This is a genomic window from Pseudomonas sp. LAM2023, from assembly GCF_016620375.1.
Taxonomy (GTDB): Bacteria; Pseudomonadota; Gammaproteobacteria; order Pseudomonadales; family Pseudomonadaceae; genus Aquipseudomonas; species Aquipseudomonas anuradhapurensis.
Map to the genome: position 1 here is coordinate 494,444 of NZ_JAENHV010000036.1, position 26,838 is coordinate 521,281.

General features: G+C 64.0%; 29 protein-coding genes and 1 other RNA gene. 9 read left to right on the forward strand and 21 right to left on the reverse strand.

Features of this window, described 5'->3' with window-relative positions; translation table 11 throughout:
- Positions 1-38 precede the first annotated feature (38 nt).
- Together JKP78_RS21990 and ffs are read left to right on the forward strand one after the other, a co-directional pair.
- Positions 39-782: an abortive infection family protein gene (locus JKP78_RS21990; protein ID WP_200627605.1), complete on the forward strand. Its 744-nt coding sequence runs from the start codon at positions 39-41 to the stop codon at positions 780-782.
- A 325-nt stretch (positions 783-1,107) separates the two neighbouring features.
- An RNA gene (ffs, locus tag JKP78_RS21995) (signal recognition particle sRNA small type) lies at positions 1,108-1,204 on the forward strand.
- Between the two features lie 244 nt (positions 1,205-1,448).
- On the opposite strand, the gene JKP78_RS22000 is transcribed toward ffs, so the two are convergent.
- Both JKP78_RS22000 and JKP78_RS22005 read right to left on the reverse strand, forming a co-directional pair.
- Positions 1,449-1,691: a hypothetical protein gene (locus JKP78_RS22000; RefSeq protein WP_200627607.1), complete on the reverse strand. Its 243-nt coding sequence runs from the start codon at positions 1,689-1,691 to the stop codon at positions 1,449-1,451.
- A 272-nt stretch (positions 1,692-1,963) separates the two neighbouring features.
- On the reverse strand, positions 1,964-2,386 hold the full coding sequence (locus JKP78_RS22005) for a helix-turn-helix domain-containing protein (RefSeq protein WP_200627609.1): 423 nt from the start codon (positions 2,384-2,386) through the stop codon (positions 1,964-1,966).
- Positions 2,387-2,467: 81 nt separating this feature from the next.
- Here JKP78_RS22005 and JKP78_RS22010 point away from each other — a divergent pair, with 81 nt between their 5' ends.
- Positions 2,468-2,956 carry a DUF2938 domain-containing protein gene (locus JKP78_RS22010; RefSeq protein WP_200627610.1) on the forward strand — a complete coding sequence of 163 codons (489 nt, stop codon included), beginning with the start codon at positions 2,468-2,470 and terminating at the stop codon, positions 2,954-2,956.
- Between the two features lie 25 nt (positions 2,957-2,981).
- Here the strand turns inward: JKP78_RS22010 and JKP78_RS22015 are convergent, their stop codons facing one another.
- Entirely contained in the window at positions 2,982-3,755 is a 774-nt protein-coding gene (locus JKP78_RS22015; protein ID WP_200627611.1) for a substrate-binding periplasmic protein, read from the reverse strand.
- Between the two features lie 118 nt (positions 3,756-3,873).
- Between JKP78_RS22015 and dnaX the strand changes: the two genes are divergently transcribed.
- The 3 genes from dnaX (at position 3,874) to recR (ending at position 7,251) form a co-directional block, all read left to right on the forward strand.
- Positions 3,874-5,961: a DNA polymerase III subunit gamma/tau gene (gene dnaX, locus JKP78_RS22020; protein WP_200627612.1), complete on the forward strand. Its 2,088-nt coding sequence runs from the start codon at positions 3,874-3,876 to the stop codon at positions 5,959-5,961.
- Positions 5,962-6,024: 63 nt separating this feature from the next.
- Complete coding sequence (locus JKP78_RS22025) at positions 6,025-6,360, forward strand: YbaB/EbfC family nucleoid-associated protein (RefSeq protein WP_023381418.1); 336 nt, start codon at positions 6,025-6,027, stop codon at positions 6,358-6,360.
- A gap of 288 nt (positions 6,361-6,648) precedes the next feature.
- Positions 6,649-7,251 carry a recombination mediator RecR gene (gene recR / locus JKP78_RS22030; protein ID WP_186688374.1) on the forward strand — a complete coding sequence of 201 codons (603 nt, stop codon included), beginning with the start codon at positions 6,649-6,651 and terminating at the stop codon, positions 7,249-7,251.
- A 175-nt stretch (positions 7,252-7,426) separates the two neighbouring features.
- Here recR and JKP78_RS22035 read toward each other — a convergent pair whose 3' ends face one another.
- The 16 genes from JKP78_RS22035 to ccoN (JKP78_RS22110) all read right to left on the reverse strand — a co-directional run bounded on the left by JKP78_RS22035 (position 7,427) and on the right by ccoN (JKP78_RS22110) (position 22,966).
- The gene (locus JKP78_RS22035; protein ID WP_200627613.1) at positions 7,427-7,975 is read right to left on the reverse strand and encodes an adenine phosphoribosyltransferase; all 549 of its coding nucleotides are present in this window, start codon (positions 7,973-7,975) and stop codon (positions 7,427-7,429) included.
- A gap of 54 nt (positions 7,976-8,029) precedes the next feature.
- Complete coding sequence (gene fnrA / locus JKP78_RS22040) at positions 8,030-8,764, reverse strand: Crp/Fnr family transcriptional regulator FnrA (RefSeq protein WP_009683909.1); 735 nt, start codon at positions 8,762-8,764, stop codon at positions 8,030-8,032.
- 182 nt (positions 8,765-8,946) lie between these two features.
- The gene (hemN, locus tag JKP78_RS22045; RefSeq protein WP_200627614.1) at positions 8,947-10,329 is read right to left on the reverse strand and encodes an oxygen-independent coproporphyrinogen III oxidase; all 1,383 of its coding nucleotides are present in this window, start codon (positions 10,327-10,329) and stop codon (positions 8,947-8,949) included.
- Positions 10,330-10,447: 118 nt separating this feature from the next.
- A complete protein-coding gene (locus JKP78_RS22050; protein ID WP_170030956.1) occupies positions 10,448-11,131 on the reverse strand; it encodes a sulfite exporter TauE/SafE family protein in 684 nt (227 codons plus the stop codon).
- Positions 11,124-11,339: a cbb3-type cytochrome oxidase assembly protein CcoS gene (gene ccoS, locus JKP78_RS22055; protein WP_200627615.1), complete on the reverse strand. Its 216-nt coding sequence runs from the start codon at positions 11,337-11,339 to the stop codon at positions 11,124-11,126. Before ccoS ends, JKP78_RS22050 begins: the two co-directional genes overlap by 8 nt.
- A complete protein-coding gene (locus tag JKP78_RS22060) occupies positions 11,318-13,792 on the reverse strand; it encodes a heavy metal translocating P-type ATPase (RefSeq protein ID WP_200627617.1) in 2,475 nt (824 codons plus the stop codon). The genes ccoS and JKP78_RS22060 overlap by 22 nt, the downstream gene beginning before the upstream one ends.
- Positions 13,793-13,858: 66 nt before the next feature.
- Positions 13,859-14,383 (reverse strand): FixH family protein, encoded by a 525-nt coding sequence (locus JKP78_RS22065; protein ID WP_200627619.1) that lies wholly within the window; start codon positions 14,381-14,383, stop codon positions 13,859-13,861.
- Positions 14,384-14,398: 15 nt separating this feature from the next.
- Positions 14,399-15,814 (reverse strand): cytochrome c oxidase accessory protein CcoG, encoded by a 1,416-nt coding sequence (gene ccoG / locus JKP78_RS22070; protein WP_200627620.1) that lies wholly within the window; start codon positions 15,812-15,814, stop codon positions 14,399-14,401.
- Positions 15,815-16,103: 289 nt separating this feature from the next.
- Complete coding sequence (ccoP, locus tag JKP78_RS22075; RefSeq protein WP_170030946.1) at positions 16,104-17,084, reverse strand: cytochrome-c oxidase, cbb3-type subunit III; 981 nt, start codon at positions 17,082-17,084, stop codon at positions 16,104-16,106.
- Positions 17,081-17,272 carry a cbb3-type cytochrome oxidase subunit 3 gene (locus JKP78_RS22080; RefSeq protein WP_170030944.1) on the reverse strand — a complete coding sequence of 64 codons (192 nt, stop codon included), beginning with the start codon at positions 17,270-17,272 and terminating at the stop codon, positions 17,081-17,083. The genes ccoP (JKP78_RS22075) and JKP78_RS22080 overlap by 4 nt, the downstream gene beginning before the upstream one ends.
- Positions 17,273-17,277: 5 nt before the next feature.
- Positions 17,278-17,886 carry a cytochrome-c oxidase, cbb3-type subunit II gene (gene ccoO / locus JKP78_RS22085; protein WP_016393730.1) on the reverse strand — a complete coding sequence of 203 codons (609 nt, stop codon included), beginning with the start codon at positions 17,884-17,886 and terminating at the stop codon, positions 17,278-17,280.
- Positions 17,886-19,328 (reverse strand): cytochrome-c oxidase, cbb3-type subunit I, encoded by a 1,443-nt coding sequence (gene ccoN / locus JKP78_RS22090; protein ID WP_170030923.1) that lies wholly within the window; start codon positions 19,326-19,328, stop codon positions 17,886-17,888. The genes ccoO (JKP78_RS22085) and ccoN (JKP78_RS22090) overlap by 1 nt, the downstream gene beginning before the upstream one ends.
- 456 nt (positions 19,329-19,784) lie before the next feature.
- Complete coding sequence (gene ccoP, locus JKP78_RS22095; RefSeq protein WP_200627621.1) at positions 19,785-20,726, reverse strand: cytochrome-c oxidase, cbb3-type subunit III; 942 nt, start codon at positions 20,724-20,726, stop codon at positions 19,785-19,787.
- Positions 20,723-20,914 carry a cbb3-type cytochrome oxidase subunit 3 gene (locus JKP78_RS22100; protein WP_170034235.1) on the reverse strand — a complete coding sequence of 64 codons (192 nt, stop codon included), beginning with the start codon at positions 20,912-20,914 and terminating at the stop codon, positions 20,723-20,725. Before JKP78_RS22100 ends, ccoP (JKP78_RS22095) begins: the two co-directional genes overlap by 4 nt.
- A 5-nt stretch (positions 20,915-20,919) precedes the next feature.
- Positions 20,920-21,528 (reverse strand): cytochrome-c oxidase, cbb3-type subunit II, encoded by a 609-nt coding sequence (gene ccoO, locus JKP78_RS22105; RefSeq protein WP_186674828.1) that lies wholly within the window; start codon positions 21,526-21,528, stop codon positions 20,920-20,922.
- 13 nt (positions 21,529-21,541) lie between these two features.
- Positions 21,542-22,966: a cytochrome-c oxidase, cbb3-type subunit I gene (gene ccoN / locus JKP78_RS22110; RefSeq protein WP_170030917.1), complete on the reverse strand. Its 1,425-nt coding sequence runs from the start codon at positions 22,964-22,966 to the stop codon at positions 21,542-21,544.
- A gap of 50 nt (positions 22,967-23,016) precedes the next feature.
- Between ccoN (JKP78_RS22110) and JKP78_RS22115 the strand changes: the two genes are divergently transcribed.
- A complete protein-coding gene (locus JKP78_RS22115) occupies positions 23,017-23,709 on the forward strand; it encodes an alpha/beta family hydrolase (protein WP_200627622.1) in 693 nt (230 codons plus the stop codon).
- A 51-nt stretch (positions 23,710-23,760) separates the two neighbouring features.
- On the opposite strand, the gene ppnP is transcribed toward JKP78_RS22115, so the two are convergent.
- Positions 23,761-24,045, reverse strand: a complete 285-nt coding sequence (gene ppnP / locus JKP78_RS22120) for a pyrimidine/purine nucleoside phosphorylase (RefSeq protein ID WP_054884096.1) — start codon at positions 24,043-24,045, stop codon at positions 23,761-23,763.
- 72 nt (positions 24,046-24,117) lie between these two features.
- Entirely contained in the window at positions 24,118-24,669 is a 552-nt protein-coding gene (locus JKP78_RS22125) for an exonuclease domain-containing protein (RefSeq protein WP_200627623.1), read from the reverse strand.
- A gap of 171 nt (positions 24,670-24,840) precedes the next feature.
- On the opposite strand from JKP78_RS22125, the gene JKP78_RS22130 reads away from it, so the two are divergent.
- Positions 24,841-25,641 (forward strand): substrate-binding periplasmic protein, encoded by an 801-nt coding sequence (locus JKP78_RS22130; RefSeq protein ID WP_186688512.1) that lies wholly within the window; start codon positions 24,841-24,843, stop codon positions 25,639-25,641.
- Positions 25,642-25,705: 64 nt separating this feature from the next.
- Positions 25,706-26,719, forward strand: coding sequence for a GNAT family N-acetyltransferase (locus tag JKP78_RS22135; RefSeq protein ID WP_200627624.1), 1,014 nt, complete (start codon positions 25,706-25,708; stop codon positions 26,717-26,719).
- Positions 26,720-26,838: the final 119 nt, after the last annotated feature.

The following is a 26,838-nucleotide window of genomic DNA, read 5'->3' on the forward strand; positions in this document are numbered from 1 at the left end:
TATAGTCCATAGACATTGTTGAGACGGACACGGATGCCATGCGTGGAGAGCTTTTGACTTCAGCCGAGTCCTTGCTGAACCTAATGATCGCTCATGCGACAGGCTCACCAGGAGAAGATGCAGATTACATTCGCTTGCGGAAGCAGCTACTCGGGGCTGCGCTTGGAGACTTGGTTCCTAAGATGGTGCAGACGTGCCGTTCACTTGGGCAATTCTGGGGAGTCATCAAGCAGAAGTTCGGCACCTATCAAGAGCGGAGAGACTATCTCTATTCGGAGTTTCAACCGCTTCTAGATCACCTCGAATCCGCATCCCGCTCTCCAGCTGACGAGTTAATCAGTGGGTCAGTGAGGAAACTGGATGGTGCCTACGTCCATGCTGCCTGGGAGAAAGCTATAGAGCGACGGAATAGCGATCCAGAGGGCGCTATTACTATGGCGAGGAGTCTGCTTGAGGCTGTGTGCAAGCTGATACTTGATGGGGCAGGGGTCAGTTATGGTGACGCACCTGATATCAACAAGCTCTACGGCATGGCGTCCGAGCAGTTGAACCTCTCGCCAAGTCAACATGCAGATAGAGACTTTAAGCGCATTCTTGGTGGCTGCACCTCAGTAGTTGAGGGGTTAGGTGGTCTCCGAAACAGGCTCGGTGATTCTCATGGAAAGGGAGCCACCTGGGTAAAGCCAGCTCCCCGTCATGCTGAGCTAGCGGTCAACCTCGCTGGCGCTATGGCTACCTTCCTGATTGCAACTTGGGAGTTCAGGCAAGGTAAGCCAGTCTAAAGTCCCAATCTAATTGCCGCGAAAAGGCTATCAATCGGCAGCGACTGAATGGATTTTAAGTGAGGCCTGGTGGGGTGCCTCTTTTCGGTCGGCCAGACCCGGGGGGGACGGGGGAATGTGGCGCGCCAGCGTCGTTTCTATCGCCTCGCATTTTTGGCAAAAATAGCCGGTAGGGTGTGGCTAGGTGATCCAAAAGGGATCCAGAAGTGATCCGAAGCAGTGATCCAAAGCCCTCCCAAAGGCTTGTGGCAGCACTGTAGAATGGGGTCACTTATTGATAGCTGTGCGACGAGCAGAAAGCGTTAGAGCCCAGGAATGGCGAGGCTTACAGGCTACCCGCATTGATTAACCGTTAACCCGGTCAGGCCCGGAAGGGAGCAGCCGTAGCGGTGACATCGAGTGCCGGGGTGTGGCTGGTGGGGCTGCCTCCATTACGTAAGTCCTTGAATTCCCAAGGCTTTCTCGCTCAAAACTTCGAAATTGGCCAGTGCCTGATGCCACTATTTGGTGCGCCATCCCGGCATGCTGACGACTTTCTAACCGGATGTGTATCGCCCCGCGTTTCGCACGGACGGCTGGCGATCCGAAGCGGAGCCTGCTCCAAGGTCTTGTTGCCAGTGCATGCCTTGTTGCTGGGGAGCGGCTCCTGAAAGGACGTGGACTGCTTCAATCCCCCTCCATGAACCGCCGCCGGGTCAGGAACAGTACCGTACCCAGCGGTATGGCCAGGAGCATCAGCAGCTCCGGGTGAAAGCCCAGCACCTGCTGCTGGCCGAATTTGAAAATGCCGACCGAGCCCGTTGCGAGCAACGTTACGCCCAGCCACTTGCGTAGCGGATAGGGTTTCAGGAATTTTACGACGACTGCGCCCGCTACCAGAAGGAGGGCAGCTTGCATGAAGTAAGGCATGTAGAGCACCTCAGACCTTGGTGACCGTCCTCACGCTAGAACGCTGCGGGTCAAACCCTCCATTTCCTTCATCGGTCTTGTACTGCCAAGTCTTTTCGAACTGCATGCGCGTATCCATTCGTGCATAAAAGAGGGGATTTTCCCTAGGCGATCGCTGAGATGCAAACGGTCTTTCTAAAGCTGGCGCCAGCGAACTTCAATTGCATAGACGCTTTTGCTCAGCAATGCCGCTGAAACGTAAGTACTGTTCTCGGTGCGCGGCGCTGACGGTTCTACCCTGGGTGTTTCGAGATAGATGTCGATCTGCCCCGCTGTTTTCCATACCCCGCTGCCGATAATTTCATCAGCCGCTGGAATGTCGGGCATGCCAGGTGATCCGCTTCCGGGCACTGCGCCGCATGCCGCAGGCCCTTGCTCATTGCCTGCAAGCGCCTGATTCGTGCATCCAGTTCGTCGGCCTTGGCAATCAGCAGCTGCCGGTCGACCTGCAAGTCCACCAGCATCGCTCCCACTTCATCCAGCGAAAACCCCGCCGCCTGCCCCAGGGCGATCAGCGCCAGGCGGTCTGTCACATTGGCGGCAAACTGCCGGCGCTGGCCACGACCGGCAAGTGACTTGAGCAAGCCTTTCTTTTCGTAGTAACGCAGTGTCGAGGCGGGTACGCCTGTGCGTCTGGCGACGTCGGCAATGTCCATTTCGGGCCCTTGACTTGAAGTTGACTTCAACTTCTATGCTGCGCGGCGTAGTGACGACCGTCAATCATCGAGGGCTTTTCAATGACGTTTACTGCGATGCTTTCAGCGGCCTTGCCGATTGGTTTGGGTGCCACGCTGGTCATGGACGTGTGGGGGTTGTTGCTGCGGCGCCTGGGTGTTGCCGCGCCGAACTTCGCCATGGTCGGGCGCTGGGCGGGGCATCTGTGGCAAGGGCGTGTGCGCCACGGGGCGATTGCCAAGGCGGAGCCTGTGCGGCACGAACTGATGTGGGGCTGGTTGATTCATTACGCCATCGGGGTGCTGTTCGCGCTGCTGCTGGTAGTGATTGTCGGCGAAGGCTGGTTGCTGGCGCCGACCTTGTGGCCTGCGCTGGCGGTTGGGGTGGGGACGGTGGTGGCGCCGCTGTGCCTCATGCAGCCGGCGATGGGGGCGGGGTTCTTTGCAGCGAAGACACCGACACCTGTGCGTAACTGCTTGAAGAGCCTGGTGACGCATGGTGTGTTCGGGCTGGGCCTGTTCCTCAGCGCAAGCTTGGTTGCGCCTGGGTGAGAGGCTTCAGGTAAGCGTGGCGTGCTCAAGGTCGGGCTACGGGCATCACCGCCTGATGGCCCTGCCCGCCATAGCGCTGCACGATCCGCTCGATCTGCCCCGACTGTTTCATGCGCGCCAGCGCCCGCAGCAAGGCCTGGGTCGGTAGCGCCGGATCGTTGCGTACCATGCACCCCAGCTGCTGCTCGTCCAGCACCGTCAGCGCCTGCAGGCGCTGCCCGTCCGGCAGGCCCCGGTTGAACCACTGCAACGACAGCTGGTTGCTGACTGCGTGGCGATAGCGGCCGGCTTGCAGCTTGTGCAATACCAGCAACTGGTTGCGGCTGTCTTCGCGCTGCAAGCGGCCCTGGTCAAGCAACGGCTGCAAGCCCGGGTAGGTGAAACCCAGCACTGTACCGATCGCCTGGGGTGGCAGTTGCTCGGGGGATATCGCCGTGCTGTCGCCCGGGTGACCGACCAGCAGGTCGCGCTGGTTGATCAGTGGGACGCTCCAGATGAAATTCCTTGGTGGGGCATCGAACCACTGGCTGCTGACATAGCAGCGCACATCGATATCGCCATGCTCCATAGCCTCCTGCAGGCGCAGGCGGGCCATGACGTGGTACACAGGGCGCGCGCCCACCTCGCTGGCCAGCGCCTGCGTCAGGTCGTACAGCAGGCCCTCCACTGGCTGGTCGGCTTCGATGCGCACCAGCGGCATGCTCCAGCTCTCGGCCACGGAAAAACGCAGCACCGCCTGTTCGGCGAGACATTGCGAGGTCCACAACAGCAGCAAGGCCAGCAGTCTTGGCAAAGGCATATCCTCCCTGGACAGCACATACAGTTTCTAGCTTAGACGAGCCGCGCGGGGTGCATTTTTGCCCCCGCTCCGCTAGCATTAGCGATCTTCCGCTCGATCAGGCTACGATGGTTTTTCGATGAGTTATCAGGTCCTTGCACGTAAATGGCGTCCGCGCTCGTTCCGCGAAATGGTCGGCCAGGCCCATGTGCTCAAGGCTTTGATCAACGCCCTGGACAACCAGCGCCTGCACCATGCCTACCTGTTCACCGGTACCCGGGGCGTGGGCAAGACCACCATCGCCCGGATCATTGCCAAGTGCCTGAACTGCGAAACCGGCATCACCTCGACGCCGTGCGGCACCTGTTCGGTGTGCCGGGAGATCGACGAAGGCCGTTTCGTCGACCTGATCGAGATCGACGCCGCCAGCCGGACCAAGGTCGAGGATACCCGCGAACTGCTCGATAACGTGCAGTACGCCCCGAGCCGTGGGCGCTTCAAGGTCTACCTGATCGACGAAGTGCACATGCTGTCGACCCACTCGTTCAATGCCTTGCTCAAGACGCTGGAAGAGCCGCCGCCGTACGTCAAGTTCATCCTCGCCACCACCGACCCGCAGAAGCTGCCGGCCACCATTCTGTCGCGCTGCCTGCAGTTTTCGCTGAAGAACATGAGCCCGGAGCGGGTGGTCGAACACCTCAGCCACGTACTGACTGCGGAAAACGTGCCCTTCGAGACGGATGCCCTGTGGTTGCTGGGCCGCGCCGCCGATGGTTCGATGCGCGATGCGATGAGCCTGACTGACCAGGCCATCGCCTTTGGCGAAGGCAAGGTGCTGGCCGCCGACGTGCGGGCGATGCTCGGCAGCCTTGACCATGGCCAGGTCTATGGCGTGTTGCAGGCACTGCTCGAGGGGGACGCGCGAGCCTTGCTCGAGGCCGTGCGCAACCTGGCCGAACAGGGCCCGGACTGGGCTGGCGTACTGGCCGAGATGCTCAATGTGCTGCACCGCGTGGCCATCGCCCAGGCATTGCCGGAAGCCGTGGACAACGGCCAGGGCGACCGCGACCGGGTACTCGCGCTGGCCGCGGCATTGCCGGCCGAGGACGTGCAGTTCTATTACCAGATGGGCCTGATCGGTCGCCGTGACCTGCCCCTGGCGCCGGACCCGCGTGGCGGCTTTGAAATGGTTCTGCTGCGCATGCTGGCGTTCCGCCCGGCCGACACCGACGACGCGCCGAAACCGGTGCTAAAGCCAGTGGGGATCAGCCAGGCCACAGCTGATCCTGCAACCCCGGTGGCAGCGCCAGCGGTTGCCGCGGTGCCGCCAGCCGCTGCCGTGCAACCTGCTGCAGCGGTTGCCGCGCCGCAGCAGCAGGCCCCCACGCCGGTGGCGCCAGCACCACAGCCGGTTGATGCGCCTGTGCTGCAGGCTGAGCCTGCCGCCGTTGTCGAACCCGAGCCGCAAGCCAAGCCCGAGCCCGAGCCCGAGCCAGCTGCCGTGGCAGAGGTGGTTGACCTGCCGTGGGAGGAGTCGGTACCCGTAGCGTCTGAGTCCATGCCTGCGCCGGCTCCTGCGCCCACGCCCGCGCCCGTACCGATGCCGGCGGCGCCGGCCCACGACGACGAGCCGCCCTTCGATCCGTCGGCCTATGCTGCCGTGGGCATGGACCGCGACGATGAGCTGCCACTGGACGAAGACTATTATGGTGGCGAAAGTGACCCGGTCGGCTTCAGCTACCTGGACGAGCTGGCCGAACACGTCCAGGAAGAGGCCCCCAAGCCGGTCGCCGAGCCGCTGCCAGCGGCCAAGCCGGCGACCGGCCTGGCCCTGCAATGGCTGGAAATGTTCCCGCAGTTGCCTGTCTCCGGGATGACGGGCAACATCGCGGCAAACTGTACGCTGGTGGCCGCCGAAGGCGACGACTGGCTGCTGCACCTGGACCCTGGCCAGGGGGCGCTGTTCAACGCCACCCAGCAGCGGCGCCTGAACGAAGCGCTCAACCAGCACCTTGGGCGCGCGCTGAACCTGCGTATCGAGCTGATTCAGCCCGAGCAGGAAACCCCGGCCCAGGCCGCAGCGCGCAAGCGCAGGGAGCGTCAGCACGAGGCCGTGGTGTCGATCGAGCAGGATCCGTTGATCCAGCAGATGATCCAGCTGTTCGGTGCCAAGGTGCGGCAGGATACTATTGAACCTGTAGAGGCCCTGGCCAGTCAGGGCCAGTAACGGATAACCATGCGGCCGGCCGGGTGCCGGGCCGCATCACATGACCCAATCGAGGTATACCCCATGATGAAAGGTGGCATGGCCGGCCTGATGAAGCAGGCCCAGCAGATGCAGGAAAAGATGCAGAAGATGCAGGAAGAGCTGGCCAACGCCGAAGTCACCGGCCAGTCCGGTGGTGGCCTGGTGAGCGTGGTGATGACCGGCCGTCACGATGTGAAGCGCGTCAGCATCGACCAGAGCCTGATGTCGACCGACGCCGACGACAAGGAAGTGCTGGAAGACCTGATTGCCGCTGCACTGAACGACGCCGTGCGCAAGGTCGAGCAGAACAGCCAGGAAAAGATGGGCAGCATGACTGCCGGCATGCAGTTGCCGCCGGGCTTCAAGATGCCGTTCTAAGTGCATTGCATTACCAAGAACCGCCGCTCACGACAGCGGCGGTTTTTTTGCGCCTTCTTGCAGCCTGCGCGGTCTTTGTAGGAGCGGCCTTGTGTCGCGAAAGGGCTGCGCAGCAGCCCCGGCAATCCATACTGCGAAGCTGAGAACCTGGGGCCGCTTCGCGCCCCATCGCGACACAAGGCCGCTCCTACAGGGACCGCGCAAGCCTTACGCTGTACGCATGGTTGTTTGACGGCGTTGTCTGCGCTGGGTATAAACCGCCTCTTATTGAATTGTCAGGCCTTTCCCATGAGCTTCAGCCCTCTCATCCGCCAACTGATCGATGCCCTGCGTATTCTCCCGGGTGTCGGCCAGAAAACCGCCCAGCGCATGGCCCTGCAGCTGCTCGAGCGTGACCGCAGCGGCGGCCTGCGCCTGGCTCAGGCCCTGACCCAGGCCATGGAAGGGGTGGGGCATTGCCGCCAGTGCCGTACCCTGACCGAGCAGGAGCTGTGCCCGCAGTGCGCCGACCCGCGCCGTGACGATACCCAGTTGTGCGTGGTCGAGGGGCCGACCGATGTGTACGCGGTGGAGCAGACGGGCTACCGTGGCCGTTACTTCGTGCTCAAGGGCCACCTGTCGCCGCTGGACGGCCTGGGCCCGGAGGCGATCGGCATACCGCAACTGATGGCGCGGATCGAGGAGCAGGGCACCTTCACCGAGGTGATCCTGGCGACCAACCCGACCGTGGAAGGGGAGGCAACTGCGCATTACATTGCCCAGCTGCTGAGCGAGAAGGGCCTGGTGGCCTCGCGCATTGCCCATGGCGTGCCGCTGGGTGGGGAGCTGGAGCTGGTCGACGGCGGGACCCTGGCCCATGCCTTCGCCGGGCGGCGGCCGATTTCGCTCTGATTCAGAATTGCCGGGGCCGCTTTGCGGCCCATCGCGACACAAGGCCGCTCCTACAGGAGGTTGCGTTCTGAGCTGCGCCCCAGATGGTGGACAGATGTCCAACATTAGCGGCGCAGCTCATTCCCCTGTAGGAGCGGCCTTGTGTCGCGATGGGCTGCAAAGCAGCCCTGTGGTCTCAGTATTCGCTGAGCGAAAATTCGGTCAGGCAGAACGTCGGCACACCCGCCGCCTGTAGCCGGCGCGACCCGTCCAGTTCCGGCAGGTCGATGATTGCCGCCGCCTCGAACACCTGGGCCCCGGTCCGACGCACCAGGTTGGCCGCTGCCAGCAGCGTACCGCCGGTGGCGATCAGGTCATCGAAGATCAGTACCGAATCGCCTTCGCACAGGCTGTCGGCATGCACTTCCAGGAACGCTTCGCCGTACTCGGTCTGGTAGGCCTCGCTGAGCACATCGGCGGGCAGCTTGCCTTGCTTGCGGAACAGGATCAGCGGCTTGTTCAGTTGATGGGCGATGATCGAGCCGATCAGGAAGCCCCGCGCGTCCATGGCGCCGATGTGGCTGAACTCGGCCTCGACATAGCGCTCGATGAACTGGTCGGCGACATAGCGCAGCCCGCGCGGCGATTGGAACAGCGGGGTGATGTCGCGGAAGATCACGCCCGGCTTGGGGAAGTCCACTACCGGGCGGATCAGGGCTTTGAGGTCGAAGGTGTCGCTGTGCATTGGTGCGGGTATCCTGGGAAAACGAATGCCCAAGTATACCTGCTTAACCAGCCCTCAGGCCTCCATCGCACCGCCGGCCAGCGCGCACAGCTGGATCGGGTCGAGGATGTGCACTTCCTTGCCTTCGGCGCGAAGCAGGCCGTTCTGCTGGAAGCGGGTGAACACGCGCGACACGGTTTCCACGGCCAGGCCCAGGTAATTGCCGATTTCGTTGCGCGACATGCTCAGGCGGAACTGGTTGGCCGAATAGCCGCGGGCACGGAAGCGTGCCGACAGGTTGACCAGGAAGGTGGCGATGCGCTCGTCGGCGGTCTTTTTCGACAGTAGCAGCATCATTTGCTGATCATCGCGGATCTCCCGGCTCATGACCCGCATCAGTTGCCGCCGTAGCTGTGGCAACTGCACCGACAGCTCGTCGAGGCGCTCGAAGGGGATTTCGCACACCGAGGTGGTTTCCTGCGCCTGGGCCGACACCGGATAGGCCTCGGTGTCCATGCCCGACAGGCCGACCAGTTCACTGGGCAGGTGGAAGCCGGTGATCTGCTCTTCGCCGCTGTCGCTGAGGCTGAAGGTTTTCAGGGCGCCGGAACGTACCGCGTAGACCGAGCCGAAATTGTCACCCTGGCGGAACAGGAACTCGCCTTTTTTCAGCGGCCGTCCGCGCTTGACGATTTCGTCAAGTGCATCCATGTCTTCCAGATTCAACGACAGGGGCAGGCACAGGGGGGCCAGGCTGCAGTCCTTGCAATGGGCCTGGTTGTGTGGGCGCAGTTTGACTGGCTCGGACATTTTCTTCGATCCTTGTGGGAAAGCACACATAAGACGTAAGGGTAACTCACGGCATAGCTTGTAGGCCAGCATGCGCTGTCGTGCAGCGAACTGGCCAGGCCCCGGCGGGTGTGCCGGGGCCGTCACTGCGCCCATAGTGTGCCTGGCAAGGAAGCTTGTCCATGCGGTTGAACGACTCGGTTTCAGATCACCCGCGAAAAACGCTGGCGGTTGTGCAGCCCCAGGTAGGCATCGAACACCATGCACACCGAGCGCGCCAGCAGGCGGCCGGCCGGCAGGATGCGGATGCCCTTGTCGTCCAGGCGGATCAGGCCATCGCGCTGCAAGGTCAGCAGTTCTGGCCAGAGGTCGTTGAAATAGCCACGAAAATCGATGGTGAAGGCCTGTTCGATCGGCTCGAAGTCCAGCTCGAAATGGCAGATCAGCTGCTGGATCACCGCCCGGCGCAAGCGGTCGTCGTCGTTGCAGATCAGGCCGCGCTGGGTGGCCAGCTGGGCGTTGGACAGGCTGTCCAGGTAAGTGTTGAGGTCGCTGCTGTTCTGGCAGTACAGGTCGCCGATCTGGCTGATCGCCGACACGCCCAGGCCGATCAGGTCGCAGTGACCGTGGGTGGTATAGCCCTGGAAGTTGCGCTGCAGGGTGCCTTCTTCCTGGGCGATGGCCAGCTCGTCGTCGGGCAGGGCGAAGTGGTCCATGCCGATGTAGCGATAGCCAGCTGCAGTCAGCTGGTCGATGGTGGCATGCAGCATCTCCAGCTTGGCGGCTGCACTGGGCAGGTCATTGCTGTCGATGCGCCGCTGCGGCATGAAGCGCTCGGGCAGGTGGGCGTAGTTGAATACCGACAGGCGGTCGGGTTGCAGGCGGATCACCTCCTCGACGGTACGGGCGAAGCCTTCCGGGGTCTGCTTGGGCAGGCCGTAGATCAGGTCCAGGTTGATCGAGCGGAACTGCAAGGTGCGCGCGGCCTCGATCAGGGTTCGGGTCTGCTCCAGGCTCTGCAGGCGGTTGACGGCGCGCTGCACGGCCGGGTCGAGGTCCTGCACGCCGAGGCTGACGCGGTTGAAGCCCAGTTCGCGCAACAGGCCCATGGTCGACCAGTCGGCCTCGCGGGGGTCGATCTCGATGCCGTAGTCACCGGAGTCGTCGTCCAGCAGATGGAAATGCTGGCGCAGGGTGGCCATCAGCTGGCGCAGTTCCACATGGCTGAGGAAGGTCGGGGTGCCGCCGCCAAAATGCAGCTGTTCAACCCGTTGCTTGGGGTCGAGATGGCAGGCGATCAGCTGGATTTCCTGTTCCAGGCGCTGCAGGTACGGCGCGGCACGGGCGCGGTCCTTGGTGATGACTTTGTTGCAGGCGCAGTAGTAACAAATGTTTGCACAGAACGGCACGTGCACGTACAGCGACAGCGGGCGCACGGCCCGACGGCTCTCGCGCAGGGCGTGGAGCAGGTCGAACGAGCCCACTTCGCTGTGCAGCTGCACGGCGGTCGGGTAAGAGGTGTAGCGTGGGCCGGCCAGGTCGTAGCGGCGGATCAGGTCGGTATCCCAACGTAGGTCGTCGAGCATGAGGGCGGTCCCCGGAAAGAGCAGCAATGCACCGGAGTCTAGGGTTGTCTGTAGGAAACTGTGTTGATTTGTATCAAGGGGAATCGGCAGCAATCGGGCGGCTGCAAAGCTGCCCCGTTCAGTGCCCCATCAACCAGTGCTGGTGCGGCCCCGGCAGGGTCCAGAGGCCAAACAACATCACCAGCACCCCGCCAGCCACGCGCACACTGCGTCGTTTCAACAACGTGTTCAGCCGTTCTGCCGCCAACCCGGTGGCCAGCAACACCGGCCAGGTCCCCACGCCGAAGGCCAGCATCAATGCTGCGCTGTAGCCGGCATTGCCTTGGCTGGCCGCCCACAGCAAGGTGCTGTACACCAGCCCGCACGGCAGCCACCCCCATAGTGCCCCGAGCAGCAATGCGCGCGGCAGGCTGGACACCGGTAGCAAGCGCGATGCCACGGGCTGGATATGCCGCCACAGCCCCCGGCCCAGCGCCTCGATGCGGGTCAGCCCGCTCCACCAACCGGCCAGGTACAGCCCCATGACGATCAACAACAGCGCCGCCACCACCCGCAGCGCCAGGGCCGCGGGGCTGCTGGCCACGGCCCAGCCGGCCAGGCCCAGCAGCAGGCCGGCACAGCCATAACTGAGCACCCGGCCAAGGTTGTAGGCCAGCAGCAGGCGCAGGCGCCGGCCGCGTTGTTCTGGGGGAATGGCCAAGGTCAGCGCGCCCATCAGGCCGCCACACATGCCCAGGCAGTGGCCACCGCCCAGCAGGCCAAGGATCAGTGCCGAGCCCAGCAGGGGAAGCAGTTCAGGCACGGGGTGGCGGTTCCTTGGCGGGGGCGGGCTGGCTGTCGTCAGGCGTCACGGCCGCCTGGTGGCGCGGGTCCTGGTCGTCGAACAGGATGCTATGGGCAGGGCTTTCGAGGTCGTCGTACTGGCCGCTGTCCACCGCCCAGAAGAAGATGTACACGGCCACGCCAACCAGCAGCAGTGCTGCGGGGATCATGACATAGAGGGCGGGCATGGTGACTTACTCCCAGGCAAGGACGCTTGATGGGCGGGCGCACCCGCTGCCGGCGGCAGGCGGGTCAGGCGCAGGGCATTGAGCACCACCACCAGCGAGCTGAGCGACATGCCGATGGCCGCCCACACCGGGGTGATCCAGCCGAGCGCGGCGAACGGCAACACCAGGCCATTATACAGGGTCGCCCACAACAGGTTCTGCAGGATATTGCGGCGGGTGCGGCGGGCCAGCTCGAAGGCTTGCACCAGCGCCGACAGGCGGTTGGACAGCAACACGGCATCAGCGCTGGTCTTGGCCAGGTCGGTGGCACTGCCCATGGCAATGCTGATGTCGGCGGCGGCCAGCACCGGCACATCGTTGACCCCATCGCCCAGCATCAGCACCTTGCGCCCGGCGGCCTGCAGCGCTTTGAGCCGGTCCAGTTTGTCGTCCGGGCGCAGGCCGCCGATGGCCTGGTCGATGCCCAGCTGGGCGGCCACTTCGGCAACCATCGGCGAGCTGTCACCGGAGAGCAGCAGCGTGCGCCAGCCGCGCGCCTTGCAAGCGGCCAGCAGGGCCGGGGCGTCGTCGCGCAGGCGATCGTCCAGGCCGAACCAGGCCAGCGGCCCCAGGCGGTCGCCCAGCAGCAGCCATTGGCCGCGCGGCTCCGGCACGGCAGGGGGCTCTGCGCCGCTCAGGGCGCAGACGAAGGTGGCCTGGCCAATGCGCAGGCGCTGGCCGGCCACTTCGCCTTCCAGGCCCAGGCCCGGCACGCTCTGCACCTCGTCAGCCGGGCTGGCGCTGCGGCCGAAGGCGCGCGCGATGGGGTGTTCGGAGCGGTTTTCCAGGGCCGCGGCCAGGGCCAGGCAGCGGTCGGCCGGCAGGTTGCCGAGCGGGCGGATGCTGCGCAAGGTCAGGCGGCCCTCGGTCAGCGTGCCGGTCTTGTCGAAAATCACCGTGTCGACCTGGTTCAGGCCTTCCAGCACATGGCCGCGGGTGACCAGCAGGCCAAGCTTGTGCAAGGTGCCGGTGGCGGCGGTCAGGGCCGTGGGCGTGGCCAGGGACAGCGCGCAAGGGCAGGTCGCTACCAGCATGGCCAGCACGATCCAGAACGCTCGCGCTGGGTCCAGGTGCCACCACCACAGGCCGATGGCCAGGGCAGCCAGCAACGAGCACAGCAGGAACCACTGCGAGGCGCGGTCGGCGATTTCGGCCAGGCGCGGTTTTTCCGTCTGCGCACGTTCCAGCAGGCGAACGATGGCCGATAAGCGCGAGTCGGCGCCCAGCGCCTCGACTTGCACGTTCAGGGTGCTTTCGACATTCAGCGTGCCGCCGGTGACACGATCGCCGGCGCGACGTGGTTGCGGCAGGTATTCGCCGGTGAGCAACGATTCATCGACACTGGAGCGGCCGTCGACGATGCAGCCGTCGGCGGGGATCACCGCGCCTGGCAGCACCTGGACCCGGTCGCCGCACTGCAGTTCGCTGAGCAGGATGCGCTCGCTGTGGCCGTGGGCATCCAGGCGCAGGCAGGAAGCCGGCAGCAGGTTGACCAGCTGCGCAGTGGCCGCTGCGGTGCGTTCGCGGGCACGGCGCTCGAGGTAGCGGCCGGTGAGCAGAAACAGGGCGAACATGCCCACGGTATCGAAGTACAGCTCGCCGCCACCGGTGATGGCGGTCCAGATGCCGGCGCCGAAGGCCAGGCCAATGGCCAGCGACACCGAAACGTCCATGGTCAGGTGGCGGGTGCGCAGGTCGCGCGCGGCGCCCTTGAAGAACGGCGCGCAGCTGTAGAAGACGATGGGGATGGTGAGAAACAGCGCCACCCACCTGAGGATGGTGTGCAGCTCGGGCGACAGGTCGATGTTGAATTCTGGCCAGGTGGCCATGGTCGCCATCATCGCCTGGAACCACAGCAGCCCGGCCACGCCGAGGCGGCGCAGGGCACTGCGGTTCTCCCGCGCCAGCTGCTCGGCGGCCTGGTCGGGCTGGTAAGGATGGGCGGCGTAGCCGATCTGGCGCAGCTCGGCGAGCAAGCGCGACAGCGGCAGTTGCTGGTCGTCCCAGTTCAGCAGCAGCCGGTGGTTGGACAGGTTCAGGCGTGCCTCGGCGACGCCGGGCAGGTTGCGCAGGTGCTTCTCGATCAGCCAGCCGCAGGCAGCGCAGCTGATGCCTTCGACCAGCAGGGTGGCCTCGGCCAGCCCGCCCTGGTGGCGGACGAAAGCCTGCTGCACGTCGTTGCGATCGTACAGGGCCAGTTCGTCCTGCAGTTGCCGGGGCAATGCCTCGGGATTGGCGCTGGTGTCGCTGCGGTGCTGGTAATAGTGCTCCAGGCCACCGGCGACGATCGACTCGGCCACCGCCTGGCAGCCGGGGCAACAGAACTGCCGGGGCTCGCCCAGTACCACGGCGGTGAAGCGGCTGCCGGCGGGGACGGGCAGGGCGCAGTGGTAGCAGGGGGTGGGTTGGGTCATGACATCATTTGCCTTACACAAATCGGCTGGTTGGGCACGGTGCCTGTGGGAGCGGCGGAGGTGCGTTTATTGGTGCTCGGCCCCCTGGAGCGCTTCATCACCCAGCTGCAAGGTCACACCATGCTCCACCTTTTCTTCCTCGAACAAGCGCCACACCTGGCCACCTTCGCTACCCAGCAGCTCAACGAAGCGCCGCCCGTCAACCTTGTCCTCCAGCTGCCCCACATAGCGCCCGGCCTCGACCCGGCTCAGCAGCACCTTGCGGTCTTTCTCCGGCTGGGTGGGCGAAATCAGGTTCAGTTCCAGGCTCTGCGGGTCGCTGTTGCCGGCCAGGCGTACATCGACTTCGCCGGTCAGCTCATCCAGGTGCACGCTGGCTTTCAGGCCCAGGTTCTGCGCCAGCAGTTCACGGTCCAGCGAGCGGTTGATGCCCTTGCCGGCCTCGTAGTAATTGTCGTTGACCAGGTTGTCCGGGTTGCGCACGGCGATGCTGACCATGCTCAGGCTCAGGCACACCGAGGTGGCCAGGATGCCGATGATGATCCAGGGCCAGAGGTGCTTGTACCAGGGGCTGGCGGCGGTGGCAGGCATTGTCGGTTATCTCTCTCAGCGGATCTGTGGGCCGATGAAACGGCTCTTGGCTTCAACCTGGGCGTCGCTGTCATCGGCGCTCTTGAGGATGAAGGTGACTTCGTTGGTGGTCGAGGGCAGTTTCTCGGGGGCAATCGACAGTTGCACCGGCAGGCTGACGATATCACCGGCGGTCACGCGGATCTCGCGCTGGCCTTCGAGCCTGAGGTCCGGCAGGCCGGCGGCGTCCAGCACGTAGACGTGGTCGCGCTGGTCCTTGTTCATCACCTTCAGGCTGTACACGTTCTCGATCCGGCCCTGGGCGTTTTCGCGGTAGAGCACGCGGTCCTTGCTGACGTCGAAACCGACCAGCGAGCGGGTGGCGAAGGCGGTGGCCAGGCCGACGATCATCACCACCAGTACCAGCGCGTAGCCGATCAGGCGTGGGCGCAGCAGGTGGGTCTTCTGCCCGGACAGGTTGTGTTCGGTGGTGTAGCTGATCAGCCCGCGCGGGTAGTTCATCTTGTCCATGATGTTGTCGCAGGCATCGATGCAGGCGGCGCAGCCGATGCACTCGATCTGCAGGCCGTCACGGATGTCGATGCCGGTGGGGCAGACCTGCACGCACATGGTGCAGTCGATGCAGTCGCCCAGGCCATGGGCCTTGTAGTCGAGGTCCTTCTTGCGCGGGCCACGGGTTTCGCCACGGCGCGGGTCGTAGGACACGATCAGCGTGTCCTTGTCGAACATCACGCTCTGGAAGCGCGCATACGGGCACATGTACACGCACACCTGCTCGCGCAGCCAGCCGGCGTTGCCGTAGGTGGCGAGGGTGAAGAAGCCGACCCAGAAGTAGGCCCAGCCGTCGGCCTGGCCAGTGAAGAACTCGATGGCCAGTTCGCGGATCGGCGAGAAGTAACCGACGAAGGTCATGCCGGTGACGAAACCGATCAGCAGCCACAGGCTGTGCTTGGCGAGCTTGCGCAGGAACTTGTTGCCGCTCATCGGCGCCTTGTCCAGCTTCATGCGCTGGTTGCGGTCGCCCTCGGTGACCTTTTCGCACCACATGAAGATCCACGTCCACACGCTTTGCGGGCAGGTGTAGCCACACCACACGCGGCCGGCGAACACGGTGATGAAAAACAGGCCGAAGGCGGCGACGATGAGGATGCCCGAAAGCAGGATGAAGTCCTGCGGCCAGATGGTGGCGCCGAAGATGTAGAACTTGCGCTCGGGCAGGTTCCACCACACGGCCTGGTGGCCACCCCAGTTCAGCCAGACGGTACCGAAGTACAGCAGGAACAGCACGGCTCCGCCGACCATGCGCAGGCGCCGGAACAGGCCGGTGAAGGCACGGGTGTAGATCTTTTCCCGGGAGGCGTAGAGGTCGACGGAGTCCTTGCCCTTGCTGGCAGGCGGGGTGACATCATGTACCGGAATCTGCTTGCTCATCATCAAGTCCCACGGCAGTGGAGAAACGCCGCGGCCAGTGCGTGCCGGCCGCAGTCTGGCGCAATCTGCTAGCGCTCTGCGGCCCATGATACGCCGCTGATGGCAGTCTGGGGTCGCGCTGCGACCTTTAGTCGCGTTGGGTTCGTGGTATGAATCGTGTTATGGCGGGTGTCAATTGATCCAGGTCATCTGGTGTTGCTTTTGCTGGCCGCATCGCGGATGAATCCGCTCCTACAGGGACCGCATGTGTGTGTAGGAGCGGATTTATCCGCGAGAGGCCAGGCCTGCCTTACTCGGCCTGCTGGGCCGGTTCGGGCTGCTGCGACAGGCTATACACATAAGCCGCCAGCAAGTGCACCTTGTCGTTACCCTGCAGCTGTTGCTGGGCCGGCATCTGCCCCTGGCGGCCATAGCGGATGGTCTGCTGCAACTGAGCGAAGCTCGAGCCGTAGATGAACGCCTGCGGGTGGGTCAGGTTCGGCGCGCCCATGGCAGGGGTGCCTTTGCCTTCCGGCCCGTGGCAGGCCACGCAGTTGGCGGCGAAGATCTTCTGCCCGTTCTCGACATCGGCCTTCGCGCCTTCCGGCAGGCTGCGGCCATCCAGCTTGCTGACCACGAACGCCGCTACGTCAGCCACGCCCTGGTCGCCGATCACCTCGGCCCAGGCCGGCATCACGCCGTGTCGGCCGCCCATGATGGTGGTCTTGATGGTGTCCGGCTCGCCGCCCCAGCGCCAGTCGTTGTCGGTCAGGTTGGGGAAACCGAAGGCGCCCTTGGCGTCGGAGCCGTGGCACACCGAGCAGTTGGAGGCGAACAGCCGTGCGCCCATTTTCAGCGCCTGTGGGTCCTTGGCCACCTCCTCGATGGGCATCGCCGCGAACTTGGCGAAGATCGGCCCGAAGCGGGCGTCGGCCTTGGCCATTTCCTTTTCCCACTCGTGCACGCCCGTCCAGCCCGCCTGGCCGTTGGAAAACTCGGTCTGCTTGTCGTTGTCCAGGTACGAGTAGCCCGGCAGCACGCCTTTCCAATTGCCCAGGCCGGGGTATAGCACCAGGTAGCCCAGGGCGAAGACGATGGTGCCGACGAACAGCCAGAACCACCATTTCGGCAGCGGGTTGTCGTATTCCTCGATGCCATCGAAGGCATGCCCGACGGTTTCGTCGGTGACCTCTTCGCGCTGGCCCTTGCGGGTCGACAGCAGCAGCCAGGTCAGCGAGAAAATGGTGCCCAGGGTCAGGACGGTAACGTACAGACTCCAGAAGGTTGTCATTGTTGTTTGCTCCCAGAAGCTTTTGCTTGCTCGACGTGCCGGCTGGCCTCGGGGTCATCCGCGAAGGGCAGTTGGGTCGCTTCGTCGAAGTCCTTTTTCCGCCGAGGGCTGAACACCCACAGTGCCAGGCCCACGAACGCCACCATCACCACGACGGTGCCCAGGCCGCGAATCATCCCGATATCCATCAGCCTCACCGTTTGCTCTTGATGATGGTGCCAAGACCTTGCAGGTACGCGACGATGGCGTCCATTTCGGTCTTGCCCTTGACCGCGTCGCGGGCCCCGGCGATGTCGGCGTCGGTGTACGGCACGCCGAGGGTGCGCAGCACTTCCATCTTCTTCGCGGTGTCCTTGCCATCGAGCTTGTGCTCGACCAGCCACGGGTAGGACGGCATCTTCGATTCCGGTACCACGTTGCGCGGGTTGTACAGGTGCGCGCGGTGCCAGTCATCCGAGTAGCGGCCACCGACCCGCGCCAGGTCCGGCCCGGTACGCTTGGAACCCCACAGGAACGGGTGGTCCCAGACGCTCTCGCCGGCCACCGAGTAGTGGCCGTAGCGCTCGGTTTCGGCGCGGAACGGGCGGATCATCTGCGAGTGGCAACCCACGCAGCCTTCGCGGATGTAGATGTCGCGGCCTTCAAGCTCCAGCGCGGTGCGCGGCTTCATGCCTTCCACGGGTTTGTTGGTGACGTCCTGGAAAAACAGCGGGACGATCTGGGTCAGGCCACCGATACTGACGGCGATGACCATGAAGAAGGCCAGCAGGCCTATGTTCTTCTCGACGGCTTCATGCTTCATCAGTGCGCTCCCACGACGACGATCTTGGCGGCTTCCTCTGCCTGTGCCGGGTTGGCGGCACGGACGGTACGCAGCACGTTGTAGGCCATCAGCAGCATGCCGCTGGCGAAGAACGCACCGCCCAGGGCGCGGACGATATAGCCAGGGTGGCTGGCCTGCAGGGCTTCGACGAAGGAGTAGGTGAGGGTGCCGTCATCGTTGATGGCGCGCCACATCAGGCCCTGGGTGATGCCGTTGACCCACATCGAGGCGATGTACAGCACGGTACCGATGGTGGCCAGCCAGAAGTGCGCATTGATCAGGCCGACGCTGTGCATCTGCTCGCGGCCATACAGGCGCGGGATCATGTGGTACACGGCACCGATCGAGATCATCGCCACCCAGCCGAGGGCGCCGGCGTGCACGTGGCCGATGGTCCAGTCGGTGTAGTGCGACAGCGAGTTCACGGTCTTGATGGCCATCATCGGGCCTTCGAAGGTGGACATGCCGTAGAACGCCAGCGACACCACCAGGAAGCGCAGGATCGGGTCGGTGCGCAGTTTGTGCCAGGCGCCGGAGAGGGTCATCATGCCGTTGATCATGCCTCCCCAGCTCGGTGCCAGCAGGATGATCGACATCACCATGCCCAGCGACTGCGCCCAGTCGGGCAGGGCGGTGTAGTGCAGGTGGTGCGGGCCGGCCCAGATGTACAGGGTGATCAGCGCCCAGAAGTGCACGATCGACAGGCGATACGAGTAGATCGGCCGCTCGGCCTGCTTGGGCACGAAGTAGTACATCATGCCGAGGAAGCCGGTGGTGAGGAAGAAGCCCACCGCGTTGTGGCCATACCACCACTGGATCATCGCATCAGTGGCCCCGGAGTAGGCCGAGTACGACTTGAACAGGCTCACCGGCAGCGAGATGTGGTTGACGATGTGCAGCATCGCGGTGACCACGATGAAGGCGCCGTAGAACCAGTTGCCGACATAGATGTGCTTGGTCTTGCGCTTGACGATGGTGCCGAAGAACACCAGCCCGTAGGTGACCCAGACGATGGCCAGGAGGATCGCCAGCGGCCACTCGAGCTCGGCGTATTCCTTGGTGGTGGTGTAGCCCATCGGCAGGGTGATCAGCGCGCCGACGATCACTGCCTGCCAACCCCAGAAGGTGAAGGCGGCCATGCTGTCGGAGATCAGCCGGGTCTGGCAGGTGCGCTGCACCACGTAGTAGCTGGTGCCGAACAGCGCACAGCCCCCGAAGGCGAAGATCACCAGGTTGGTGTGCAGCGGGCGCAGGCGGCCGAAACTGGTCCAGGGCAGGTCCAGGTTCAGTTGCGGCCACACCAGCTGCGAGGCGATGAAGACGCCGAGGCCCATGCCAAGGATCCCCCAGACCACCGTCATGATGGCGAACTGGCGGACGACCTTGTAGTTATAAGCAGTCGGACTGATTGCTGTGCTCATTGCTAAGGTTCCACGGTTTTGATGTTCTTGTTGGTCGAAAATCGGCGCCAGTATTGATAACCACCGGGGTTACCGCAACGCAACTTTGGTACGCCGACCCGTGCCCGAGCCCGTCAACTGATGTCCCGCAGTAATCGGGCCTGATCGATTGTACACAAATAAATATTTGTAATGTGTACCGTTTTTCATATTTTTCTGATCGATCGGTCAGGCTTTTGTCGGGACGGCGACAGGCCATGCGCCGCGTCTGCTTCGGTGCTTTCGCAGCGAAGCCCACTGAGGCAACAAGCTTAGTTCTGTTCGGAGGGGGTGCAAGGGAGGGGTAGTGCGGGGACAAGGTGGGAATGGGGCTGCTTTGCAGCCCGTCGCGACACAAGGCCGCTCCTGCAGGGGAGCGCAGTCTCCTGCAGGAGCGGCCTTGTGTCGTGATAGGGCCGCAAAGCGGCCCCAGGGGTATTACTTGGCAGTCACGGTTTCAGCAGTACCATCCTGCGACAGGCTATACACATAAGCCGCCAGCAGGTGCACCTTGTCGTTGCCCTGGATCTCCGCCTGCGCCGGCATCTGACCCTGGCGACCATAACGAATGGTCTGCTGCAACTGGGCAAAGCTCGAACCATAGATGAACGCCTGCGGGTGGGTCAGGTTTGGCGCGCCCATGGCCGGGGTACCCTGGCCTTCAGGCCCGTGGCAAGCCACGCAATTGGCGGCGAAGATGGCCTTGCCCTTGGCGGTGTCGGCCTTGGCCCCTTCCGGCAGGCTGCGGTGGCCGAGGTCGGTCAGCACGAACGCCGCCACATCCGCCACGCCCTGCTCGCCGATCACTTCGGCCCAGGCCGGCATCACGCCGTGGCGGCCGTTCATGATCGTAGCCTTGATGGTTTCCGCGTCGCCGCCCCAGCGCCAGTCGTTGTCGGTGAGGTTGGGGAAGCCGTAGGCACCCTTGGCGTCGGAGCCGTGGCATACCGAGCAGTTGGAGGCGAACAGGCGGCTGCCCATCTTCAGTGCCTGGGGGTCCTTGGCGACTTCTTCCACCGGCATGGCCGCGTACTTGGCGAAGATCGGGCCGAACTTGGCGTCGGCCTTGGCCATTTCCTTCTGCCATTCATTGGCCCCGGTCCAGCCATTTTCATAACCCGGCAGGATGCCCTTCCAGTTGCCCAGGCCCGGGTAGAGGATCAGGTAGCCGACCGAGAACACCAGGGTGCCGACGAACAGCCAGAACCACCACTTGGGCAGCGGGTTGTCGTACTCCTCGATGCCGTCGAAGCTGTGGCCCATGGTCTGGTCGGTGGTGCTGTTGCTCTGCCCCTTGCGGGTGCCGAGCAGCAGCCAGGTCAGGCCGATCAGGCTGCCGATGGTCAGCACGCTGATGTAGGTACTCCAGAAGGTGGTCATTGCCCATTGCTCCTTACAGCAGGTTCCTGCCCGGCGGCGGGCAGGCGGTCGTCGACGAAGGGCAGCAGCCGCGCTTCGGCGAAATCACGGTCGCGGCGGCGGTTGAATACCCACAGGGTGAGGCCGATGAAGGCAATCATCACCACCAGGGTGCCGAGGCCGCGGATCATGCCGATGTCCATTACCATCGCACTCACCTCTTGTTCTTGATCGCGGTGCCGAGCACCTGCAGGTAGGCGACCAGGGCATCCATCTCGGTCTTGCCCTTGACCGCGTCGCGGGCCCCGGCGATGTCGTCGTCGCTGTACGGCACGCCAAGGGTGCGCAGGGTGCGCATCTTGGTGTCGGTGTGGCTGTTGTCGACCGGTTGCGCCACCAGCCACGGATACGACGGCATCTTCGACTCCGGCACCACGTTGCGCGGGTTGTACAGGTGCGCGCGGTGCCAGTCATCCGAATAGCGGCCACCGACCCGCGCCAGGTCCGGCCCGGTACGCTTGGAGCCCCACAGGAACGGGTGGTCCCACACGCTTTCACCGGCCACCGAGTAGTGGCCGTAGCGCTCGGTTTCGGCGCGGAACGGGCGGATCATCTGCGAGTGGCAGCCCACGCAGCCCTCACGGATGTAGATGTCGCGGCCTTCCAGCTGCAGCGCGGTGTAGGGCTTCATGCCTTCCACCGGCTTGTTGGTGACGTCCTGGAAGAACAGCGGGACGATCTGGGTCAGGCCGCCGATGCTGACGGCGAACACCATCAGCAGGGCCAGCAGGCCGACGTTTTTCTCGATGACTTCATGTTTCATCAGGCAGGTCTCCTCAAGCCAGCTGGGCGTTCGCAGGGGCGACATCGAGCGCCGGCGAACGCACGGTGCGCCAGGTGTTCCAGGCCATCAGGAACATGCCGCTGAGGAAGATCGCACCGCCGACGAAGCGCACGATGAAACCTGGATGGCTGGCCACCAGGGTTTCCACGAACGAGTAGGTGAGCGTGCCGTCGCTGTTGACCGCGCGCCACATCAGGCCCTGGGCGATACCGTTGACCCACATCGAGGCGATGTACAGCACGGTGCCGATGGTGGCCAGCCAGAAGTGCGCGTTGATCAGGCCGATGCTGTACATGCGCTCCTTGCCGAACACTTTCGGGATGGTGTGGTACAGGGCACCGATCGAGATCATTGCCACCCAGCCGAGGGCGCCGGCGTGTACGTGGCCGATGGTCCAGTCGGTGTAGTGGGACAGGGCGTTGACCGTCTTGATGGCCATCATCGGGCCTTCGAAGGTGGACATGCCGTAGAACGCCAGCGACACCACCAGGAAGCGCAGGATCGGATCGCTGCGCAGTTTGTGCCAGGCGCCGGAGAGGGTCATCATGCCGTTGATCATGCCGCCCCAGCTCGGTGCCAGCAGGATCAGCGACATCACCATGCCCAGCGACTGTGCCCAGTCGGGCAGGGCGGTGTAGTGCAGGTGGTGCGGGCCGGCCCAGATGTACAGGGTGATCAGCGCCCAGAAGTGCACGATCGACAGGCGATAGGAGTACACCGGGCGTTCGGCCTGCTTGGGCACGTAGTAGTACATCATCCCCAGGAAGCCTGCAGTGAGGAAGAAGCCCACCGCGTTGTGGCCATACCACCACTGCACCATGGCGTCGGTGGCGCCGGCATAGAGCGAGTACGACTTGGTCAGGCTGACCGGCAGTTCCAGGTTGTTGACCACGTGCAGCATCGCCACGGTCAGGATGAAGCCGCCGAAGAACCAGTTACCGACGTAGATGTGCTTGGTGTTGCGCTTCATCAGCGTGCCGAAGAACACGATGGCGTAGCTCACCCAGACGATGGTGATCAGGATGTCGATCGGCCATTCCAGTTCGGCGTATTCCTTGGAGCTGGTGTAGCCCAGCGGCAGGCTGATGGCCGCCAGCAGGATCACCAGTTGCCAGCCCCAGAAGGTGAACGCGGCCAGGCCCGGTGCGAACAGGGTGGTCTGGCAGGTGCGTTGCACCGAATAATAGGAGGTGGCGAACAGCGCACAGCCGCCGAAGGCGAAGATCACCGCATTGGTATGCAGGGGACGCAGGCGGCCGAAGCTGGTCCAGGGGAGGTCGAAGTTGAGGAAAGGCCAGGCGAGCTGGGCGGCGATGAAGACGCCGAGCCCCATCCCGACGATTCCCCACACCACCGTCATGATGGCGAATTGGCGGACCACCTTGTAGTTATAGGCGGTACTGCTGGTTGTGTTCATGTATGGGTTCCCATCCACGGTTATTTGGCAGGCTTTACAGCGAGGCAAGCATGATTAATGGGCAAAGTGCCGGTATTGACGGGGATCAATGGGCGAAGGTCGGAAATGTCCCAGGCTTGCGCTGCGATCCTCCGCAGGTGCAAGGCAACGGCGGCTACAAGGGCTGCCTGATCCTGGCTCACGGCGCAGGTGCACCGATGGACAGCGGGTTCATGGAGGAAATGGCGCAAAGGCTCGCGGCACTTGGGGTGGCGGTGGTGCGCTTCGAGTTCCCGTACATGGCCGAACGCAGGGCAGGGGGTGGCAAGCGGCCGCCGAACCCGCAGAAGGTGTTACTCGAGTGCTGGCGCGAGGTGTACCGGCAGGTGCGACCTTTGGTCACGGGCCGGTTGGCCGTGGGCGGCAAGTCCATGGGCGGGCGCATGGCCAGCCTGGTGGCCGACGCGTTGGAGGTGGATGCGCTGGTGTGCCTGGGTTACCCTTTCCATGCGGTGGGCAAGCCGGAAAAGCCGCGGGTCGAGCACCTGGCCGAACTGCAGACGCCGACGTTGATCGTGCAGGGTGAGCGGGATGCATTGGGCAACCGCGAGACGGTGGCAGGTTATGTGCTGTCGCCGGCCATCGAGGTGAGCTGGCTAGTGGCAGGGGACCATGACCTGAAGCCGTTGAAGGCCTCGGGCTTCAGCCATGAGCAGCATTTGCAGACGGCGGCCGAAAAGGTTGCAGCGTTCCTGTCGCGATAGCGCCGGCATCTTCGCGGGCAAGCCCGCGAAGATGCCGGAGCAGGCTGGCGCTTAGTCGCGGTACTCGCACAGGTAGGCGGTATCCACCTTCACCTGCAGCTGGAATTTGCTGTCGGCCGGCACGTTGAATTTGTCGCCGGCGTTGAAGGTTTCCCAGTTGTCGCTACCCGGCAGTTTCACGGTCAGCGCACCCGACACCACGTGCATGATCTCGCGCTTGGCGGTACCGAACTCGTATTCGCCCGGGGCCATCACACCGACAGTGGCCGGGCCTTCTTCGCCAGCGAAGGCGATCGACTTGACGGTGCCGTTGAAGTACTCGTTGACCTTGAACATGGGCGACTCCTGAAAAGGGGATGGAAAAGGGCTGGCCAGTATGCCCAAGCCCACCAGCCCCGTCATCTGCTTTCAGGCGCCATTGGCAGGCAGGGTCAAGGGCAGCAGCCGTGCGGTATTGCGCGCATCTTCCAAGGCCCGGTGCTGCTGCCCGCAAAAGTGCATGCCGGCCAGTTGCAGGGCACCGTTCAGGCCGGTTGGGCGTTGCAGGTGGCGGGCCTTGGCGAAGCGTTGCTTGAGGTTGATGTGCGGCAGGGTCCGCAGCAGGCTGTCCAGCCCGTGCTGCTGCCATTCCTGGTGCAACTGCTGGCGGTCGTAGTCGCCCCAGCTGACCCAGGCCTGAAGCTGCCCACGGTGGTGCCCGAGCCAGCGCTCGAAACTTGCCCACACCTCGTGGAAGGGGGCGGCACTGTCCACGCTGGCCTGGCTGATGTGGGTCAGTTCGCGGCAGAACGGGGTGAGCTGTGGCCGCCGCCGAGGCTTGACGAAGCGCTGGAAGTGGTCGACTTCGCGGCCTTCGCGGGTAACCAGGCTTGCGCCGATTTCAATGACTTCCATCTCTGTGACCGGCCACCCACCCACATCGGTGGTGGCTTCCAGGTCGATCACCAACCACTGGCCCATACCAGGCTCCCTTGCAGATCCCGCTAGAGCGTAGCCAAACTCGGGGCATCCGGCACCCCCTGGCAATTTGCCCCCGGGTTTGGCGCAAGGACAGCGCAACTGGCAGTTGTGTCCAAGCGGGAAAACGCCTAGCTTAGGCGTACCCAGGCATGAACCGTATGAGTGTCCGTCTTGATTCCAACGCCCGGCCTCAAGGCCTTTTCCACACTGATACTGCTGGCCGTGTTCTGGCTGGCGGCGCCTGCCCGGGCAGCTGACGCCATCGAGGTCAAGGTCGGCGCGGCACACTTCCCGCCATACACGGTGCGCCCCGAGCAGGGCGCCGACACGGGGCTGCTGCCACAGCTGGTCGATGCGCTGAACCGCGTGCAGCAGCAATACCGTTTTGTCCTGGTGCCCACATCGATCCAGCGGCGTTTCGGTGATTTCCAGCAAGGCCGTACCGACATGGCCATTTTCGAGAATCCGCAATGGGGTTGGCAGCAGATTGCCCACCAGACCGTGGACATGGGCCTGGAAGATGCCGAAGTATTCGTCGCCCGCCAGGCCAATGGCCGTGATCAGCATTACTTCGACGACCTGCGCGGCAAGCGCCTGGCGCTGTTCAACGGCTATCACTATGCGTTCGCCGGCTTCAACCCGGACCCGGACTACCTGCGCAAGACCTACAACGCGACCCTGACCTATTCGCATGACAGCAACCTGTTGATGGTGCAGGCCGGGCGTGCCGACATTGCCCTGGTCACGCGGTCCTACCTCAGCGATTTCCTCGCGCGCAACCCGGCCAGCCGCGAGCAGCTGGTGTCTTCGCAGCGGATTGACCAGGTCTACCACCACTATGCCTTGCTGCGCCCTGGCGCACCGATCGGCGAGCAGTCGTTCGCGACGCTGCTGCGTGGCCTGCGCGACAGCGGCGAACTGGCGCGGATCTTCGAGCCCTACCGCATCACGTTGGTCCCCACGCGCGACTAAATTCCCGCCAGCTGGCAACGTTTTCAGCAGTGAGCCTTTTTCTTCATTGCCGTGAGCCAAGCCCATGCCGTTCGATGCCGCTTCGCAGCCCCAATCCGCGCCGCGCTGGCGCAGCCTCTGTGCCGAGGAGGGGAGCAACTGGTTGAGCCTGTCCCTCGATGGCCGCCCGTTGCTCCGCGTGCGCCTGGAGGCAGGCGCAACCTTGCAGCTTTATCCCGAACGCATCTGCCCGCAGCGCCGCGAGCAGGCGTTATGGGCTGCCTGCTATTGGTTGTTGTCCCGCGACAGCGCTTGCCAGCGCCTGGCCTGGCACCTGCCAGAGGTGCCCACGCAGGCATTGCTCAGCGGCCTGCTGCTGGCTACCGAGCAACCTGGCCAGTACCTGTGCGAGCGCGCGCTGTTCTGGCAGTTGCCACAGCCCTGGCTGGGCGAGTCGGGCCGTGTGGCGTACCCCCAGCAGATGCAGCTCAGCAACGGCAAGCGCCACCCGCGCCGCGCGCCCAAGCCCCGCGGCGAGGTGTACCGGCGTTTCGATGCGCGCCTGGGCAGTTGGGTGTCGCTGCGCACCCTGGAGGTCGAGGCGGACCTGGAGCGTTTCAACCGCTGGCAGAACAACCCGCGCGTGGAGGCGTTCTGGCAGGAGGGTGGCACGCTGGCGCAGCACCGCGAGTACCTCGGCAAACTCCAGGCCGACCCGCATACCCTGACCTTGATCGGCTGTTTCGACGACGAGCCGTTTGCCTACTTTGAAGCCTATTGGGCCAAGGAAGACCGCATTGCGCCGTTCTACCCGGTCGATGACTACGATCGCGGCATCCACATGCTGGTGGGGGAGGAGCGCCATCGCGGGCCGCACAAGGTGGCCAGCTGGCTATCGGCATTGGTGCACTACCTGTTCCTCGACGACCCGCGTACCCAGCGGGTGGTGGCCGAGCCGCGTGCCGACAACGGCAAGATGATCGGATACCTGCACGACCAGTGCTTCCACTGCGACAAGGAGTTCGACTTCCCGCACAAACGGGCGGCGCTGATGATTCTGGGGCGGGAGCGGTTTTTCCAGCGCTGCCAGCTGGTCTGAAGTCGCGGGTTGGTTCGTGGGCACTCATGGCCTCATCGCCGGCAAGCTGGCTCCTACATTGGCTACGTCGCGCTTGAGCCGTGCGCAGTTACTGTAGGAACCTGGCTTGCCTGCGATAG